Source organism: Fluviicola sp. (assembly GCF_039596355.1).
In the GTDB taxonomy this organism is placed as follows: Bacteria; Bacteroidota; Bacteroidia; order Flavobacteriales_D; family Crocinitomicaceae; genus Fluviicola.
In genome coordinates this window covers 48,305-65,147 of the sequence record NZ_JBCNJW010000017.1, presented here as the reverse complement: position 1 = coordinate 65,147, position 16,843 = coordinate 48,305, and the positions used below count along the sequence as shown (strand labels likewise).

The 16,843-nt window shown below is 44.7% G+C and carries 15 protein-coding genes and 1 tRNA gene; 9 read left to right on the top strand and 7 right to left on the bottom strand.

From position 1 onward, the window contains the following. A partial coding sequence (locus ABDV94_RS19800) for a hypothetical protein (RefSeq protein ID WP_343748960.1) occupies positions 1–790 on the bottom strand: 790 nt, incomplete at its 3' end. A 342-nt stretch (positions 791–1,132) separates the two neighbouring features. Between ABDV94_RS19800 and ABDV94_RS19795 the strand changes: the two genes are divergently transcribed. Beyond that, the gene (locus tag ABDV94_RS19795) at positions 1,133–1,921 is read left to right on the top strand and encodes a DUF998 domain-containing protein (RefSeq protein ID WP_343748959.1); all 789 of its coding nucleotides are present in this window, start codon (positions 1,133–1,135) and stop codon (positions 1,919–1,921) included. Between the two features lie 111 nt (positions 1,922–2,032). Here the strand turns inward: ABDV94_RS19795 and ABDV94_RS19790 are convergent. The 3 genes from ABDV94_RS19790 to ABDV94_RS19780 all read right to left on the bottom strand — a co-directional run bounded on the left by ABDV94_RS19790 (position 2,033) and on the right by ABDV94_RS19780 (position 3,658). Further along, positions 2,033–2,106, bottom strand: a tRNA-Asn gene (locus tag ABDV94_RS19790). Positions 2,107–2,217: 111 nt separating this feature from the next. Then, positions 2,218–2,670, bottom strand: coding sequence for a single-stranded DNA-binding protein (locus tag ABDV94_RS19785; protein WP_343748958.1), 453 nt, complete (start codon positions 2,668–2,670; stop codon positions 2,218–2,220). A 61-nt stretch (positions 2,671–2,731) separates the two neighbouring features. Beyond that, positions 2,732–3,658 (bottom strand): N-acetylmuramoyl-L-alanine amidase, encoded by a 927-nt coding sequence (locus ABDV94_RS19780; RefSeq protein WP_343748957.1) that lies wholly within the window; start codon positions 3,656–3,658, stop codon positions 2,732–2,734. An 89-nt stretch (positions 3,659–3,747) separates the two neighbouring features. On the opposite strand from ABDV94_RS19780, the gene ABDV94_RS19775 reads away from it, so the two are divergent. Further along, on the top strand, positions 3,748–4,527 hold the full coding sequence (locus ABDV94_RS19775; protein ID WP_343748956.1) for a glycosyltransferase: 780 nt from the start codon (positions 3,748–3,750) through the stop codon (positions 4,525–4,527). 70 nt (positions 4,528–4,597) lie between these two features. Here ABDV94_RS19775 and hemW read toward each other — a convergent pair whose 3' ends face one another. Next, a complete protein-coding gene (gene hemW, locus ABDV94_RS19770) occupies positions 4,598–5,728 on the bottom strand; it encodes a radical SAM family heme chaperone HemW (RefSeq protein WP_343748955.1) in 1,131 nt (376 codons plus the stop codon). 221 nt (positions 5,729–5,949) lie between these two features. On the opposite strand from hemW, the gene ABDV94_RS19765 reads away from it, so the two are divergent. Beyond that, positions 5,950–6,300, top strand: a complete 351-nt coding sequence (locus ABDV94_RS19765; RefSeq protein ID WP_343748954.1) for a hypothetical protein — start codon at positions 5,950–5,952, stop codon at positions 6,298–6,300. On the opposite strand, the gene ABDV94_RS19760 is transcribed toward ABDV94_RS19765, so the two are convergent. Together ABDV94_RS19760 and ABDV94_RS19755 are read right to left on the bottom strand one after the other, a co-directional pair. Then, a complete protein-coding gene (locus tag ABDV94_RS19760; RefSeq protein WP_343748953.1) occupies positions 6,297–6,608 on the bottom strand; it encodes a hypothetical protein in 312 nt (103 codons plus the stop codon). The genes ABDV94_RS19765 and ABDV94_RS19760 overlap by 4 nt on opposite strands. A 92-nt stretch (positions 6,609–6,700) precedes the next feature. Next, positions 6,701–7,900, bottom strand: coding sequence for an acyl-CoA dehydrogenase family protein (locus ABDV94_RS19755; protein WP_343748952.1), 1,200 nt, complete (start codon positions 7,898–7,900; stop codon positions 6,701–6,703). A gap of 275 nt (positions 7,901–8,175) precedes the next feature. Between ABDV94_RS19755 and ABDV94_RS19750 the strand changes: the two genes are divergently transcribed. From ABDV94_RS19750 to ABDV94_RS19725, 6 genes are all read left to right on the top strand, one after another. Beyond that, entirely contained in the window at positions 8,176–8,895 is a 720-nt protein-coding gene (locus ABDV94_RS19750) for a DUF4271 domain-containing protein (RefSeq protein ID WP_343748951.1), read from the top strand. A gap of 31 nt (positions 8,896–8,926) precedes the next feature. After that, positions 8,927–9,676, top strand: coding sequence for a uroporphyrinogen-III synthase (locus tag ABDV94_RS19745; RefSeq protein WP_343748950.1), 750 nt, complete (start codon positions 8,927–8,929; stop codon positions 9,674–9,676). A 342-nt stretch (positions 9,677–10,018) separates the two neighbouring features. Beyond that, positions 10,019–12,541 carry a transglycosylase domain-containing protein gene (locus ABDV94_RS19740; RefSeq protein ID WP_343748949.1) on the top strand — a complete coding sequence of 841 codons (2,523 nt, stop codon included), beginning with the start codon at positions 10,019–10,021 and terminating at the stop codon, positions 12,539–12,541. A 2-nt stretch (positions 12,542–12,543) separates the two neighbouring features. Beyond that, a complete protein-coding gene (locus ABDV94_RS19735; RefSeq protein WP_343748948.1) occupies positions 12,544–13,242 on the top strand; it encodes a CoA transferase subunit A in 699 nt (232 codons plus the stop codon). A gap of 53 nt (positions 13,243–13,295) precedes the next feature. After that, entirely contained in the window at positions 13,296–15,041 is a 1,746-nt protein-coding gene (locus ABDV94_RS19730) for a hypothetical protein (RefSeq protein ID WP_343748947.1), read from the top strand. A 7-nt stretch (positions 15,042–15,048) separates the two neighbouring features. Then, positions 15,049–16,839 carry a hypothetical protein gene (locus ABDV94_RS19725; RefSeq protein ID WP_343748946.1) on the top strand — a complete coding sequence of 597 codons (1,791 nt, stop codon included), beginning with the start codon at positions 15,049–15,051 and terminating at the stop codon, positions 16,837–16,839. Positions 16,840–16,843: the final 4 nt, after the last annotated feature.

Here is a 16,843-nt window from a genome sequence, read left to right as displayed (position 1 = left end):
CGGCAGCGGCATCGTAGAAGTATTTCCTCCAGGTTCCCTTCATGCGGAGGCCCTGGATCGGAACACTGCTGTTGGACATCTTTCCCCCCGAAAGCGAAGTGAGTCCCAAATCGAAACGCTTGATTCCATCCAAAAATCCATTGGGTTTTCTTAGGTTCAAGGCATTCAGATCCGAGAGCTTGAGTTCCTTGAGCTGCTGAAGACTGTCTTTCTTATTGCTCCACTGATCGATGTTCAGGTTATAGTTTGAGATCAATTGGTTGATGGAATCCAGGTTCAGGTGATCGAAATCAATTGCTCCTTTTTCAGGAAGCTTCAAACCATTCAAACCCGGTGTTTTCACATCCGGTTTATCCAGGTTCACCTCCGGCTTGTTCAGATCGGGCATCCCGATGGTCGGTGTGTTCAGATCCGGAAGACCGGCTTTTGCGGCGGCATCTTTCTTTGTTTTCCACGCTTTGTACTGCTGGAGCAGAAAATCCAGGTAGCCCAGTTTTCCTTCCAGGCCGTAAATGTTTTTGTCGATATCGCCGATCCCGGTGTTCAGATCCCCGATCTCATGCTCGAGTTCTGCCTTGCGCATGCGGTATTTTGCAGCGGCATCGTAGCTCAACCGAAAGTAGCTGGGTTTTCCGGAAATGTATTTCTCATCGGAGAGTCTTCCCTGGAAGGTAAGGGGCAGGTTTTTATACTGAAACGACGTGGAAACCTCCACAAAATGATTCATCCGGCCACGCTTATCCAAAAAGTTCGATTGAACACCCGCATTGGCTCCAAGATCAATGTTCACTGCTCCAAGATGAAAAAGAGGCATTCGGGTCAAACTGTCTTCTTGACAAGAGACGATCCAGGTGGTAAGAAGGAATACTATGATGGTTAAAATTCTCAAGTTGCAGTTGATTCTTTGAAAATCGTTGGCGAAAGTAGGGATTTATTACTACAAAAAGACTGCTCCTTTTTATTTTAACATTTTCCGAAAGAATGGGATTGTTTGCTCAGGCATCGAAATTCCAATAATAATATTAGTGAATTACAGACGTGATTTTTCTCAATACAAAACCCGTATAAATACGGTTTCCTCGTAATATCCAATCCATTAGATTTACATCAAACTAAACAAAATCAACAACTTATGAACACGAAAAATAACGAGACTGGCTCTACCAATGACGGAGTAGCCATCATTTCCTACCTTCGGTTAAGAAAAACCATTGGATGGCTAGGAGTATCTCTACCATTTACACTTCTCATAGTTAACTTCTTGATCAATCGGTTCAATGTTTTGAATCGAGCATTTTTCATAAATCCGAAATGCTCGATGGTGTATAAATCTGGAAATCAGTGGAAATCCTCTATTAGTCATTATTATTATAGTACTGCCGGAGAGCTGTTTACAGGCGTTTTAATCGCAGTAGCGCTATTTATGTTCTGCTACAAAGGACATAAAAAAAGAAGAGGAGAAAAAGGGTTATCAGACAATGCTTTAACCAATTTGACAGGGATTTTTGCTTTAGGTGTAGTTGTTTTTCCTACTAGCTCAGAAGAATGTATCACCGATAATCTGAGAGTTTTTTTGAGTAGTGAATGCACGGGTTATATTCATTTCACTATGGCTTCACTCTTTTTTATCTGTTTGGCAATTATGTCTATGGTCAATTTCAGGAGGACAGCCGATCAAGTTTCATTTGGTCTGAAAAAGCAGCATAAATTATTCCTTTTATGCGGTTACATGATGCTTTCATCACTTGCCTTGATTTTCGTATATAGTGTTTGGATAGAGGGATCTTTCAGATGGTTAGACAACTGTAACCCTGTTTTTTGTCTTGAGGCAATTGCTCTAGTTTTCTTCGGCATCTCATGGCTCGGTAAAGGTCAAGTTGATTTTAGCTATCTCCCCAAGAAACTACATTTAATAAAATAAAACAATCTTTCATCTTACAGGCTATTTCAGAAATAGTCTACATTATTCAACTCTATTTTTAGAAAAGAGTATAAAAAGAAAAAGAGCGTGAGTAATCACGCTCTTTTTTCGCTCCCCCTTCAGGACTTGAACCTGAGACCCTCTGATTAACAGTCAGATGCTCTAACCAACTGAGCTAAGGAGGAATTTCGCTTTTGCGATTGCAAAGATAGACAAAGAATTCTCTTTTGCACGCATTTTTCGAAAAAAAATGAAATAAATTTTAATCTTTTTCAGTACCAGCCTGACTTTCAGCGCTAAAAATCATCTTCCGTTAACGTGAAATCATCCAGTCCGGAGTCACATCCTTCCTCTTCACACGGAGATTCGTTGTCATCGATCATATCAAACAACAATTCATCTTCGCATTTTGCAGGACGTAAAATATTCGTGCGGGAAACATTCAAACGGATTTCAGAGCGGAAAGTTCCGTCTTCTTGTGAAAAGGATTTCGCAAACGGCGTACCCACCAGTTCCACCAGTGCACCTTTCTTTAAAAAATCCAGGATGCGCATGTTCGCTCCTTCTTTCTTCCAGATCGTGCAATTTACCCAAGTCGTTTTGGTTCTTGCTTCTCCGGTACGCTTATCGCGCCAATTCTTATTGTGCGCAACCGGAAAATTAATTGCAATGACACCGCGTTCCATTTGTTTAACGACAGCATCTTTTCCAATATTTCCAATTAAGCGTGTTTCAAAAACAGTTGCCATATTCTTTATGGTAAATTAATGTGTTCAAGTGTGTTTCGTCACAAAAGTAATACATTTCGTGTTAATTCTTTCGTTCAACCACAATTGAATCGGGGAAACCCTTTTTCTTCACCTCCTCGCAGTAAGCATCTGCTTCGCTCTTTGAAGTGAAACTTCCGGAAAAATACTTGTACCGGTAACCGGTTTGAGATACCTGTGTGCGGCTCACAGCATGCTTCAGGTTCTTAAATCCACCCTTTTCGGTATCGAGCCATTCCTTCGAACTCATGATCTGAACACTGTATTTTTTTCCGCTGGATGCATCCGAATCGGAGCTCGTTGAAGCCGAAGCTCCTTTTTTGGTAAAGGAAATATCTTTGTGTGTCTCCTGCAAATGCGCCCGCATACCGCGAAACAATGCCGAGGCGATGATTTCCTGCCCCTGGGCCGTATTCAAATAATTCGCCTCCGATTTGTTTGTGATGAACCCGCACTCGACCAACACACTCGTCATCTGGGTAAACTTGAGTACCTGCAGCGTATGCTCCCGGTCGTCCGAATCTTTGACACCCCGCGACTTTCTTCCGGCACGTGATTTAAATTCGTTCTCAAATGACCGGGCCAGCTTCACAGATCCCCGGGCGGTAAACGAATGCACGTGTGATTCGGTTCCTTTGATATCCGGATTCGGACTTCCGTTGATGTGGATCGAAATAAAGTAATCTACTTTTTTGGCATTGGCCATTTCCACCCGCTCGTCCAGCGTAGGATACGTATCATCCGTGCGGGTATAGAGCACGGTTACATTTTCCAGTTTTTCACTCAGGTACCCACCAAACTTCAAGGCAATTTTCAAAGCCAAATCCTTTTCTGAAGGAACATTCTTGTCTGTTGATTCATGACCGGGATCAGAACCACCGTGACCGGGATCAATCAAAATGGTAATCCCCTGGCCGAAAGACTGGAATGAAAGGAAAATAAAAACCAAACTGGTATAAAGGAACTGCATGACGCAAAAATACACGGTCGGCACCGCTTCATTCGAAGCTCTCTCAAAAGGTTACTAAATACTAAATGTTAATTTTCTATCTTTGGCACGTGAAAGCAACATTAATTATCTCCGTTTACAAGGATGCAGAGGCTTTGGAAGCTATTTTGAAATCCGTATTGATCCAGGTTGAAAAAGACATCGAGGTAATTGTTTCACAAGATTGCGAGGATCCTTGCTTTGATGAACTGATCCAAAAATACAGCGCATCCATCCGCATCAAACACATCCAGCAGCCGGATCTGGGCTTTTTAAAGAATAAAATGCTCAACAAGGCAATCAAAGCTTCTTCCACTGACAAACTCATCTTTATCGACGGCGACTGTGTCCTGCATCCGCGATTCATCCAGCAACACATCCTGGTAGTACAAAAAGGGCGTTTCTGTATCGGGAGAAGAGTGGACTTAGATCCGAAAACGTCACAGAAAATCCGGAAAGGTTTGCTAACCACTCCATCTTTTGGGGAAATGATCCGCAACAAAAGCATCCGTGTGGAAGAAAGCTTTTTCCTCCCCGGTTTTGCGAAGAAAGGTAAAGGACATCTTCTGGGCTGCAATATGAGCTGGTACAAAAGCGACCTGATTCTATTAAACGGTTTCGACGAAACATACACCAATCCCGGCTTCGGGGAAGATACCGACATTGAGTTCCGCGCAAAAAAAGCCGGACTCGAACCCCGCTCCACCCGCTTCCGAACCATTCAGTATCATTTGTTCCACGAACGACCGGATCGCGAAGACCTCGTTACCATCAGCAAACATCAATTCTTCGAGAAAAAGAACCGCGAAGACTTCCGCTGTCAATTTGGATTAGAAACCCTGGATCATTGAGAATTGAGAATGGACAATTGAAAAGTTACTTCGACTCCGCTCAGCATACTTTTCAATTCGGAACTTGGCATTAGGAATTCGTAATTATAAAGAGGTCTGACGCTATCGCATCTGCCAATAACCTTCCAGCTTCTGTCAACACGAACGAATCTGCTGTTTCAACGAGCATTTTTCCCTGTTCGTAACCCTTTACGATCTGAAACCATTCCGCTTCCGGCTGCACCGTTGCAAAAAGTTCGCTCTTCGAAACACCCCATTTGGTACGCAGTCCGATCATCACCAACTCGTTAAAACGATCTTGCTCCGAAAGTACTTCCATGGTTTCCGGCAAGTTTCCCTTTCTCAGTTCCGAAAGATAAACACGGTTATTCGCCTTATTCCAGTAGCGTTCTTTCAGGTTGTAACCGTGGGCCGACGGGCCGATTCCCAGGTATTTCATTCCTTTCCAGTACGACGTATTGTGTTTGGAATAATGTTCATTCCGGGCAAAATTCGAAATTTCATACTGCTCATATCCCGCCTGCTTCAATTCCGAAACCAACAGCTCAAACTGCTCCGACTGCTGATCCACATTCGAAATCGCAATCTTGCCTTCCGCCACCCATTTGGATAGTGCTGTTTTGTCTTCCACCGTAAGGCAGTAGGCCGAAATGTGTTCCGGGTTCAGAGTGACAATCTCGCGGATCTGGTTTTTCCAGTCCTCCAGTGTCAGGTTGGGTAAACCATAAATCAGGTCCAGGCTCAATTCGTCGAAACCGGTTCGTTTGGCATTCACAACGGCACTTCTGCTTTCGGCAGCGGTATGGCTCCGGTTCATCCAGCGGAGCTGTTCCTCATCAAACGACTGAATCCCCATACTTAGGCGCGTTACTCCCAACTCTTTCCAACGCTGCAGCTGTTCCGGGCTGCAATCATCCGGGTTGCACTCCAGTGTAATTTCCACGGTTTCCGAAACGGCATAAAAGCGGCGCACCTGCTGAATGATCCGGTTGAGTTGTTCTTCCGTGAGCACACTCGGGGTTCCTCCACCGAAATAGATCGTTTCAAAAACTTCCGATTTCCAATCGTGTGCTCTCAATTCCAGTTCCCGGCACAAGGCATTCACCATTTCATCCTGGTACGAATGATCCGTAGAGAAATGAAAATCGCAGTAACTGCATTTCTGAGCACAGAAAGGAATATGGATATAACAGCCGGCCATGTTGCAAAATTAGCCATTGTTTTGTCCTAAAATTCAGACGGCTCAAACTTTCCCCGTTTGGAAAGAACCTGAATCCAAAAACCCGTGTTCACCTAATTTTTTAAAACCTTCTCCGAAGCACTTATTACAGGCACACAAGCGTTTAAACACCAAGTCTTTTGAGAAATGTTAAAAAACGCTTTAAATTTTTACCGTATGATAAAAAGGTCTATTTTTCTCATATGGGATTCAAAGAACAACAGGCAGCCATTCAGAAGGAATTAGATCGATTCATCGATCTGCTTGGCGTTTTACTGCCCCGGTATTCCAAGCTTCTGAAGAGCAAAGACCTCACAGATGACGAGCTAAATGAATTAGGCGAAATCGAGCACTTTCTGATCGGTGTCAACGGTCGCATCGGCGAAATCAAGAACATCCTGGAACAGGACGTTTTTGGCCACGGCCTGGATCAATATTACAAAACGAAGCAAAAAGCGCTCGACGGTGACCTCGTGGCGATTCAGAAACTGGAGCACTTACGCAAATCCTTCGAGGATGCGATGGTGACCGGCGCGTTGATCCAATGGAATTAACTCATTCCGGTAGCAATCAGAACGATCAAAAAAGCAAGACCCCAAAGTGCTAAACTCACAATCGCGCAGGTTCTTCCCGCTTTTACTTTGCGATATGAACTATCGGTATACTGATCGGGGTAGTCTTTATAAAGATTCAATGCGCTTTTAGACCGGGAAAGCGCCATATACGCCAATATTAATCCGACAAAACCCCCGGAAAGAGGAATGGAAAGGATTCCCAAAACCAGGATTCCTCCTGCACCTTCCAGATTTCTTGCCGAACCGGTTGTTCTGGCAACGGAATCCAGCGTTTCATGTATCATCATTCTCTTACTGATTTAGATTTCAAGTTGATTACTAAAAACGAAAGCCTCCGGAATCCGAAGGCTTTCATCCTATTTTTCAAAAAAGATTTTTCTTATTTCAAATCCGGCATTTCGCGTGTGAATGCAGAAATTCCCGTTACATCCATACCTGTGATCAGCAAATGGATATCGTGTGTTCCTTCGTACGTCACAACGGATTCCAGATTTGCCATGTGGCGCATCATGGAGTATTCGCTGGTAATACCCATTCCTCCGTGAATCTGACGAGCCTCACGAGCGATGTTCAAAGCAATCTCTACGTTGTTTCTCTTGATCATGGAAATCATCGCAGAAGTTGCTCTTCCTTCATTTCTCAATTGACCTACACGCAAGGTGATGAATTGTGCTTTCGTGATCTCTGTGATCATTTCAGCCAATTTCTTTTGAGTCAACTGGAACGCACCGATCGGAACGTTAAACTGTGTTCTTTCTTTGGAATATCTCAAAGCCTGGTCGTAGCAATCCATCGCTGCACCCAAAGCTCCCCATGCAATTCCGAAACGTGCAGAATCCAAACAGCTTAACGGCGCACCCAAACCTGAACGGCCCGGAAGCAGGTTTTCTTTCGGAACTTTCACATTGTCGAAGATCAACTCTCCGGTAGCAGAAGCGCGAAGAGACAATTTTCCGTGCATTTCAGGAGTCGAGAATCCTTCCATTCCGCGCTCTACAACCAATCCGTGGATACGTCCTGATTCATCTTTCGCCCAAACTACAGCGATATCTGCAAACGGCGCATTGGAAATCCACATTTTTGCTCCGTTCAACAGGTAATGATCACCCATATCTTTGAAGTTGGTAATCATTCCTCCCGGGTTTGATCCGTGATCCGGTTCGGTCAAACCGAAACATCCCATCATTTCACCGGTAGCCAGTTTCGGCAGGTACTTCATTTTTTGCTCTTCGGTTCCGTATTTCCAGATCGGGTACATCACCAATGAACTTTGCACGGAAGCAGTTGAACGCAGTCCGGAGTCACAACGCTCCAATTCCTGCATGATCAATCCGTATGAAATCTGATCCAGACCCGGTCCACCGTATTCTTCAGGAATATAAGGTCCAAAAGCACCGATTTCACCCAATCCTTTCAACAAATGCATTGGAAAAGTTGCCTTTTCGTAGTGTTCATCAATGATTGGGGAAACCTCTTTTTTCACCCACGCACGAGCTGCGTCACGTACCAGTTTTTGCTCATCCGTAAGCAATTCATCCATTAACAGGTAGTCCGGATGAGAATATAAATCAGACTTCATTTGAGTTTTTTTTCAATTTGCGATGCAAATGTAATCAAATCAGTGAATGAATAAAAATAGAGGCACACACTTAGCTTGCACCAAACATACTTTCATGAATATAAGTTGAATAGAATCATTCAGGCGAATGCATTCAAAATTTTTTATCGATGTGAACTTCTCTTTAAAACGCAAAGGAGCGAAGGACGCAAAGAACTAAAGACCAATACTCTTTAAAGCTTCATCCAAAATAGAAATGATAATAGTACCTTTGCGTTCGAATCTTATTTCAATTCATGTTGTTCAGTGCGCAAATCTTTTCGGGTTCCGGTTCCAATGAGGCGATGGTCCTCACGGAAAGAAGCACGCATTATTCCTACATCATCATTGCAGCACTGGTTTTCTGTCTGTTGCTGGTATCTGCAGCCCGTTTGAGACAGCGCGAGGTTTTTTCGGTATTGGGACAGACTACTTTTTTCTTCCAGAGCATTTCCGAACAATATAAGAACGGAATCCGCGAGAATACACTCACTTCTGTTTTCCTGGTAGTACAATACATTATTATCAGCGGTGTCTGCATTTATTGGTACAACCATTTTTCACTCACCGATTTCAATACCTGGCAGACGATTGTTCTCACGGCCTTCCCGGCAATCCTGCTTTTTTACCACGTGTTCATTGTATCGCTTGCCGGAACCATTACCGGTCTGCGGGAGATCATTCTGGAAGTGAACCAGCTCACGCTTACGATGGCCCAAACAGCCGGAATCGTTATCCTGATCGAGTTTTTCTTCATCTATTTTCAGCCGGAGTTCATGGCACAATCGAAATTGATAGTTGCCGGAACCTTTTTATTCTTTGCTGTTTTACGCATGATTCGTGGTTTTTATCACGTCTTCCAAATGGGTGTAGCGTGGTATTATATTATTTTGTACCTTTGGACCCTCGAAATTTTACCTCTTTTGATTGTCATGAAACTGGTATTCAAGGGTGAAATTTCAAGTTGGATAGGTTAGTATATGTTGAACGCTAAAACAAAATTAAACCTTGAGTATTAAGACAATATTGGTTTCTCAACCGAAACCAGAAGGCGACAAGTCTCCGTATTTTGATTTGGCCGAAAAGTACAAGCTGAAAATTGATTTCAGACCTTTTATTCACGTGGAAGGAGTTTCTGTTCAGGAATTCCGCACTCATAAAATTGATTTTAAAGAGCACACGGCTGTTATTTTAACGTCAAAAACGGCAGTTGACCATTTTTTCCGCATCGCAGAAGAAATTCGTTTCGAAGTTCCGGATACCATGAAGTACTTCTGTATTTCGGAAGCAGTCGCTTTGTATCTTCAAAAATATGTAACGTATCGTAAACGCAAGATTTTCTTTGGAAAACAAACCATTGAAGACCTGATTGATCCGATCAAAAAACACAAAGGAGAAAAATTCCTGCTTCCATGTACGGACATCCTGCGCGATAAAATCCCGATGACCCTGGAAGAAGCGAAAATTCCGTTCACGAAAGCTATGCTTTACAGAACAGTGGCTTCAGATTTGAGTGATCTGGAAGATGTGTACTACGATATGCTTGTTTTCTTCAGTCCGGGAGGAATTGAAAGTTTGTTTAAAAACTTCCCTGATTTCAAGCAAAACAAAACGTTAATCGCCGCTTTCGGGCCAACGACAGCAAACGCAGTGGTGAAAAACAACCTCCGACTGGATGTTCACGCACCGATGCCGAATGCTCCGAGCATGACCGCAGCAATCGAGAATTACATCAAAGAGCATAATAAGAAAAAGTAACACTTTTGATAACAGAGCAAACGTTAGAGCAGCTCTCACAGAGAAATCTTCCGTTTAAGAAGCGTTAGCGCGGTTCAACTCAGAGGATCAATCTTTTGAATTGAAACAAACGTTAAAGCAGTTCAGCAAAAGAAAAACTGCTTCCTTCGGGAATATAAAACAAGAAAAAGATAGGGTCGCAATGCATTGCGACCCTATCTTTTTAACCCCCAATCAATCACCCATTCTTTTTAGCATTTTTTTGTTAGAAAGTATCTGTAAAGGATAAGAACTATTCCTTTGGAATATCGATATTTGTTGCGCGAACCGGATTTCGCTATTTTTACCATTCAAATGAGTCGTATGGCACAAAAAAGTAAAGGACCAACCGCTGCGTCTTTTTCACCGAAAGAACATAAAAGAGCAACCATTGCTTACTGGCTAATCGCTACATTTCCGCTTTATTTCGTAGCGGCTTTGTTGTTGTTTCAGTCGGAAGACAACCTTCCGCCTGTTGCAATGCTGGACAATCCGCCGGAATTATTGGCTTCCGTGATCATCGCAGACGACGGTGAAACGGAACTGGGAAGATACTGGAAAATCAACCGGACTTCGGTAGAATACCGCAATATCAGTCCGTACGTAACCGATGCTTTGATTGCAACGGAAGATGAACGTTTTCACGATCACTCCGGGGTAGATTTCCGTGCAATCGGTCGTGCAATCATCAATGTGGGTGGAGCCGGAGGTGCTTCTACGATTACCCAACAGCTTGCAAAACAGCTTTACACCCTCCAATTACGCGAACGACAAGAACTTGCCAGAGCAAACGGCGAAGCAGTCGAATCCGGATCTTCCGGGAGAATCGGGCGGATGTGGTCGCGTCTGAACGAAAAAGCACGTGAAAATATTATTGCCACGCGTTTGGAAGCACGATTCACCAAAGAAGAAATCATTACAATGTACCTGAACCAGTTCGATTTCTTGTACAACGCAGTTGGAATTTCGAATGCTTCCAAGGTTTACTTCAACAAAAAGCCGGCTCAGCTAAACATGGAAGAAGCAGCTATGCTGGTGGGGATGTGTAAAAATCCGGGCCTTTACAACCCGTACACTTTCAAGATTAAAAATTACCGCATTTCCCTTGCGCGCGACAAAGAGGTAAGCCCGGAATCCATTACCGCAAAAGAAATTGCGGATGCACGGGCAGCAGACAGTTTACGCGCATTGACCAGACGCAACCAGGTATTGATGCAGTGGCTGAAAAATTCCAACGAAGGAAACGATGCCTTGCGCCAGAAACTGACACAGGAAGAATACGATAAACTGAGCAAAAAACCGCTGGTAACCGATTACCAGATCGTGGATCACAAGCGCGGAATCGCTCCGTACTTCCGGGAATCACTTCGAAACGAAGTAACAGCACTGTTGAACACGAAAAAAGCAGACGGTTCACTGGTTTACAAGCGGGAGGACGGGCTTCCGTATGACATCTACAGAGATGGTCTCCGCATCTACACCACTTTGAATGCAGACATGCAGGCACATGCCGAATATGCATTGGAAAGACATTTGAAAGAAACATTGCAGCCACAGTTTGACCGAAACAACAAATCGGCGAAAAACTGGCCGTTCTCCAATTCACTTTCCGATGCGGAAGTGAAAAGCATCCTGGACGCGTCCATGCGCCGTTCAGACCGCTACAGAAACCTGAGCGAAGCCGGTTTATCGGAAGAAGAAATCAGACGTTCATTCAACGAACCCGTTCAGATGCGTGTGTTCAGCTGGAACGGCGAAAGAGACACCGTAATGACTCCAATGGATTCCATGCGTTATTACAAATCGTTCCTGCAGGCCGGGTTGGTTTCAATCGAACCGAGTACCGGGTTCATCAAAGCATGGGTAGGTGGAGCAAACATCGACCATTTTGCATACGATCACGTGAAACTGGGTAAACGCCAGGTTGGTTCTACCATCAAACCATTTGTTTACGCTGCTGGCATTACAATGAACGTGATTAAACCCGGGTTGGTGATCCCGAACATTTCATACTGTGTGGATTTGTACGATCCGAACGGAAACCCGGACGGACAATGGTGTCCGAGAAACTCCGACGGAAGCGGAAACGGTGGTACGATCTCCATTCAGAAAGGACTTGCGTTGTCTAAAAACAACGTCGCTGTTTACGTCATGAAGCAGATGGGAGCTTTGGCCGGACCAAAAACGGTTGCCAAACTGATGCGTGATATGGATATCGAGCTGCGCGACCTGGATGTCGTTCCGGCAATGTGTCTCGGTTCTATGGACTTATCACTTTACGAATTGATCGGTGCGCAGGCTACGTTTGTCAACAAAGGAATTTTCAATAAGCCGACCAGCATTCTGCGCATCGAGGATCGTTCCGGACACGTGATTTACAGTGCGAAAAGCATCACGAAAGAAGCCATGAACGAAAATGTAGCTTACACCGTGTTGAAAATGATGAAAGGCGTTGTTCAGGGAGGTACTGCCAGCAGATTGCGCGGAGGTTCCGAGTATGGAAACATTCCTTACCCGACAGCAGCAAAAACAGGTACAACCCAAAACAACTCCGACGGATGGTTCGTGGGACTGACTCCGGATCTGGCAACAGGTGTTTGGGTTGGTGCTGAAGACCGCGGCGTGCGTTTCAGAAGTACCGAACAAGGTCAGGGTGCACGAACCGCACTACCGATCTACGGTTATTACATGAATAAAATCTACAAAGATCCTAAAATAGCCATATCGACCACGGATTTTGAAGTTCCGAAGAACTTTGATAACTCCGTCTTTACGCTCACCGGTGTGGAAATCGATCCGGTCGTCGCCGATTCGACAAATGTTCTTCCACCAGACATATCTTTTTAACTATGAACAAAGTTGTAAAAAACGTAGAAGAAGCCCTGATCGGGATTGAAGATAACATGACCTTGATGGTCGGAGGATTCGGCCTATGCGGGATTCCTGAAAATTCCATTGCACAATTGGTGAAAATGGGAACCAAAGGTCTGACATGTATTTCAAACAACGCCGGTGTAGATGATTTCGGACTGGGATTGTTGCTGCAAAACAGACAGGTTAAGAAAATGATTTCTTCTTATGTGGGAGAAAACGAAGAATTTGAGCGCCAAATGCTTTCCGGCGAACTGGAAGTGGAACTGATTCCCCAAGGCTCTCTGGCTGAACGTTGCCGCGCAGGTGGCGCAGGAATTCCGGCATTCTTCACTCCTGCAGGTTACGGAACAGAAGTAGCAGAAGGAAAAGAAGTGCGCGAATTCAACGGGAAACCACACATCCTGGAAAGTGCTTTGACGGCTGATTTTGCCATTGTAAAAGCATGGAAAGGTGACACAGAAGGAAACCTGGTGTTTAAAGCAACTGCCCGCAATTTTAACCCGATGATGGCCATGGCCGGAAAAATCACCGTGGCAGAAGTTGAAGAACTGGTTCCTGCAGGTGAACTGGATCCGAACTTCATTCACACGCCCGGAATTTTTGTACAACGCATTTTCCAGGGCGAAAAATTTGAAAAACGCATCGAACAACGCACTGTCAGAAGCAGACAATGACCTTTTTTCGACTAGATAATAAGTGGCTGATATGGCCACTTTTTTTATGCCTAATGACCTATATCGTCTTGAGAGCCTGGTTTGTTGAACCACTCTTTGACGAACTGGCAACGTTGTATTGGTATATCCAAACCGGCTATCTTCCCGGTCGGGGTGCAGCAATGGATGCCAATAACCATGTGCTTAATTCCCTGGTATCACACCAGTTTTTCAGGCTTTTCGGGGATCATTTCATGGCTTACCGTCTCTTTGCGATGAGCACCTTCCCTATTTACTTTTTTGCAGCCCGGAAATTACTGCTGAAATCCGGAATCCGGTATTCGTTCCTGGTCTTTGCGGCATTGCTCTCCGTTCACTGGATTTTTGATTATTTCTCTTTTTCCAGGGGCTACGGACCCTCACTGGCTTTTTTGCTGTTTTCTTTCTGTGCCATTCAAAACTGGCTTGAAACATTCCGGGTTCGAAGTTATATTGCCGTTATTTTTTGCTTTTTGCTGGCTTTACTTTGCAACCTGAGCTTGCTGATTCCGCTTGTGATTCTCCTTTTCTTTCTGATTTTTTATTCCGTATGGTCTTTCCGGTTGATGAACAAAAAGCAACTGTTCGGATTCTGGGTAGCTACCTTGTTTTTCATCGCATTTCTCGTTCCGGTTTACATTTACATCAACAAACTGAAAAAAGCCGGTGCGCTGTGGTGGGGAAGTAAAGAAGGGCTTTGGGAAGTAACCGGGAAATCCATCTGCAGGAATGTGCTCTTTTCAAATGAAAACTGGCTGAAATACGGGATTATCGGGATTATTCTGCTGATCATATTCTCGTTGTTCATCCGCTGGAAACAGGAAGGGTTCAAAAAAGTACTCACCGACCCGACGTGGTGGATTCCGGCAGCTCTTATTCTCAACCTCATTAGCATCGAAATCAGTTCCCGTGTTCTGAATGTTAATTATCCGATGGATCGTGTTGGAATGTACCTCGTTCCCTTCTTCATCTTATCGTTTGCATTCAGTGTGCAGCGAAACCGGTGGCTGGTGCATTCCGCTTTCCTGTTGCTTTGGTTTCCACTTTCTTTCCTGTTCAAACTAAACCTGAACACTTCCGTTTTCTCACCCGAAGACCGCATTCACCGCCGTTTTTACCGGGAAATGCTGCAAAAAATCCCTGCAGATGCCTGTATATCGGCAGATTACGTTTCCCAGGCAAGTTACGCTTACCTTTCCCGGCAGGAACGGATTCCACATCTTGCAAGTGATTTGCAACCCAACGATACCATGTCACGCGGTGATTACCACATTTCCTGGATCGAAGAGTTGAATTGGGCTGGATATACCTGCATTCTGACTGATCCGGTTAGTAAAACACGACTTTACAAACGAACGGGTAGTTTCCACAAAGAAATTCTTCTCGACACACTGATTCCGTTCGTTCAAGACAACATACAAGCGATTCCGGTAGTGAGTTTCGATCTTGAACCGTACCGAAATCAATGGATTCAAACCGAAATCGACGGTGTCGTGCAACTGGAAAATTACACCCTGGAATTGAATTTAAGGCACGAAATTGAAAACAAAGCGGGAGAACTCAGAAGAACGGACAATACGCGCTTCAACTGGTATTTCGGCAGAAGAACCAACTACCGGTTCCACTACCCGAATCACCTGACGGCTGTTTTGCCCGAAGATACGTTGCTGCACATCCGTTTTTACAATGACGACCTGAAACCGGTCAATCTCCGGGCGATTCGTGTTAAAATACTGCGAATAACCAAAAGTTCCGATAATTTAGTAAGCCGAATTAACTAGTACTATTTTGACGCAAAAAAACTCCTATATACGCATCGCAACCTGGGGATTGTTCCTCGCACTGCTGGTTTATGCCGTACTCAGAGCCTGGATGACGGATCCGCTTCACGACGAAGTAGCGACTTATTTTCACTACATCGAAACCGGTGAAATCAAGGATGGGCGCTCGTTGATGGATGCCAACAATCATTTGCTGAACAGCTGGCTGGGGAATCTCTCCTACCGCTGGTTCGGCGAGCATTTTTTCCTGTTCCGGCTTCCCGCAGTGTTGTGTTTCTGCCTCTATTTTTGGTCGAGCCGCAAACTTACCCGTTCTTTAAACCTCGGACTTTGGGGAGAACTCTGTTTCGTTGCGCTAAATACCATCCCGTGGATTTTTGACTATTTCAGTTATACCCGCGGCTACGGACTGGCAATCGGCTTCTTTATGGCGGCGTTGCTTCAGTTGTATCTCTGGCTCAAAGACCACCACACCGGGCATTTTATCCTGTTGCTGTTGTTTTTGTATTTAGCGGTTCTTTCCAACCTCACTTACCTGGTTTCTACCCTGATGATTCTATGCTACGTGGTGTTCATCACCCTGCTGCATTCCCGGAAACTTGGCATCAAAGCACTCGTTTTCCACGCATTCCTGGTCATTGTTTTCTGTTATTCGTTGATTCCGCTTATCCAGTTTACTTTTGCACTGAAAGAAGCCGGAGCACTTTATTACGGCAGTTTGGATGGACTTTGGTGGGTCACCGGAAAAACGCTTTCGCGCTATGTCCTCTTCCTGGATGCAGACTGGCTGCGGATTGTATACGTCCTCATCGGAATGGCCGGAGCAGTCATCTTCTTCCTGCAATGGAAAAAAGAACCGATTTTGCGTTTCCTCTCCGGAAGTTCGTTCTGGCTGTGCATGCTTGTGGGAGGAAACATCCTCGCCATCCTGTTTATGGCAAAAGTGATGAAGGTCAATTACCCGGAAGACCGTGCGGCCATGTACCTGGTTCCGCTGAGCATTCTGGCATTTACCGTTCTTTTTGCACAGTATAAGCTTTCAAAGTATTTCCTGCTGGTGCTGCTTTTCTTCCCGATCGGATTTATCGCAAAATTGAATTTAAATACCTCGGTTTTCTCGCCAGATGACCGTATGAGCCAGGCATTCTACACCCGTGCGGTGACTGGACTGAAAGCAGACGAAACAGTCACGGTCTGCCCGATCATGCAGTTGACTTATTCCTTTTTCGAACGCCGGAATCCGGTCCGGAAAACAAAACACATTGCAGCCGTTCAGGAAACCTTTTCTCCAACCGCCGATTTGATTTTAACGAAGAAAGCTTACCTTGAAGGAGTTGATTTCAGTGAATACCGCATAACGGCAGAAGACCCGGCGAATAATTATGTGGCACTGCGCCGAAAGCAAGCGTTTGAAAAGGTGCCCTTGTTTGATTCCATCGGGAAACAGCGGCAAACCAACGCCGAGTACATCTTATTTTACGACGGCCCGGTGAAAACGTCCTGGCGCAACAAAACGATCCAGATCAACCTGAAAGCGGATGCGAAAACCCCGAAAGGACTCAACGATTTCAACGCGGTTGTTTCAACAAACGATGCTTCCGGACAGAACCTGCGTTACGAATATCAGAACCTGCGGTGGTATCACGGAGAGAATGCCGGGCACTTCCAATTGCATTATCCTTATGCCGCAAAGCATTTTCTCAGCGAAGAATCCCGATTGATTATTTATATTTGGAATCCGGAAAGAAAGCAGGTAACGCTTTCGAACCCGGAGATTCAGATCATAGAGTTAAAATAAGGCA

What these genes read in the sequence shown, in the direction of transcription:
- ABDV94_RS19735 (WP_343748948.1), top strand. Translation starts at nt 12,544, where the DNA reads ATGAACAAAGTTGTAAAAAACGTAGAAGAAGCCCTGATCGGGATTGAA.
- ABDV94_RS19780 (WP_343748957.1), bottom strand. Translation starts at nt 3,658, where the DNA reads ATGCAGTTCCTTTATACCAGTTTGGTTTTTATTTTCCTTTCATTCCAG.
- ABDV94_RS19765 (WP_343748954.1), top strand. Translation starts at nt 5,950, where the DNA reads ATGGGATTCAAAGAACAACAGGCAGCCATTCAGAAGGAATTAGATCGA.
- ABDV94_RS19795 (WP_343748959.1), top strand. Translation starts at nt 1,133, where the DNA reads ATGAACACGAAAAATAACGAGACTGGCTCTACCAATGACGGAGTAGCC.
- ABDV94_RS19730 (WP_343748947.1), top strand. Translation starts at nt 13,296, where the DNA reads ATGACCTATATCGTCTTGAGAGCCTGGTTTGTTGAACCACTCTTTGAC.
- hemW (WP_343748955.1), bottom strand. Translation starts at nt 5,728, where the DNA reads ATGGCCGGCTGTTATATCCATATTCCTTTCTGTGCTCAGAAATGCAGT.
- ABDV94_RS19750 (WP_343748951.1), top strand. Translation starts at nt 8,176, where the DNA reads ATGTTGTTCAGTGCGCAAATCTTTTCGGGTTCCGGTTCCAATGAGGCG.
- ABDV94_RS19755 (WP_343748952.1), bottom strand. Translation starts at nt 7,900, where the DNA reads ATGAAGTCTGATTTATATTCTCATCCGGACTACCTGTTAATGGATGAA.
- ABDV94_RS19785 (WP_343748958.1), bottom strand. Translation starts at nt 2,670, where the DNA reads ATGGCAACTGTTTTTGAAACACGCTTAATTGGAAATATTGGAAAAGAT.
- ABDV94_RS19760 (WP_343748953.1), bottom strand. Translation starts at nt 6,608, where the DNA reads ATGATGATACATGAAACGCTGGATTCCGTTGCCAGAACAACCGGTTCG.
- ABDV94_RS19740 (WP_343748949.1), top strand. Translation starts at nt 10,019, where the DNA reads ATGGCACAAAAAAGTAAAGGACCAACCGCTGCGTCTTTTTCACCGAAA.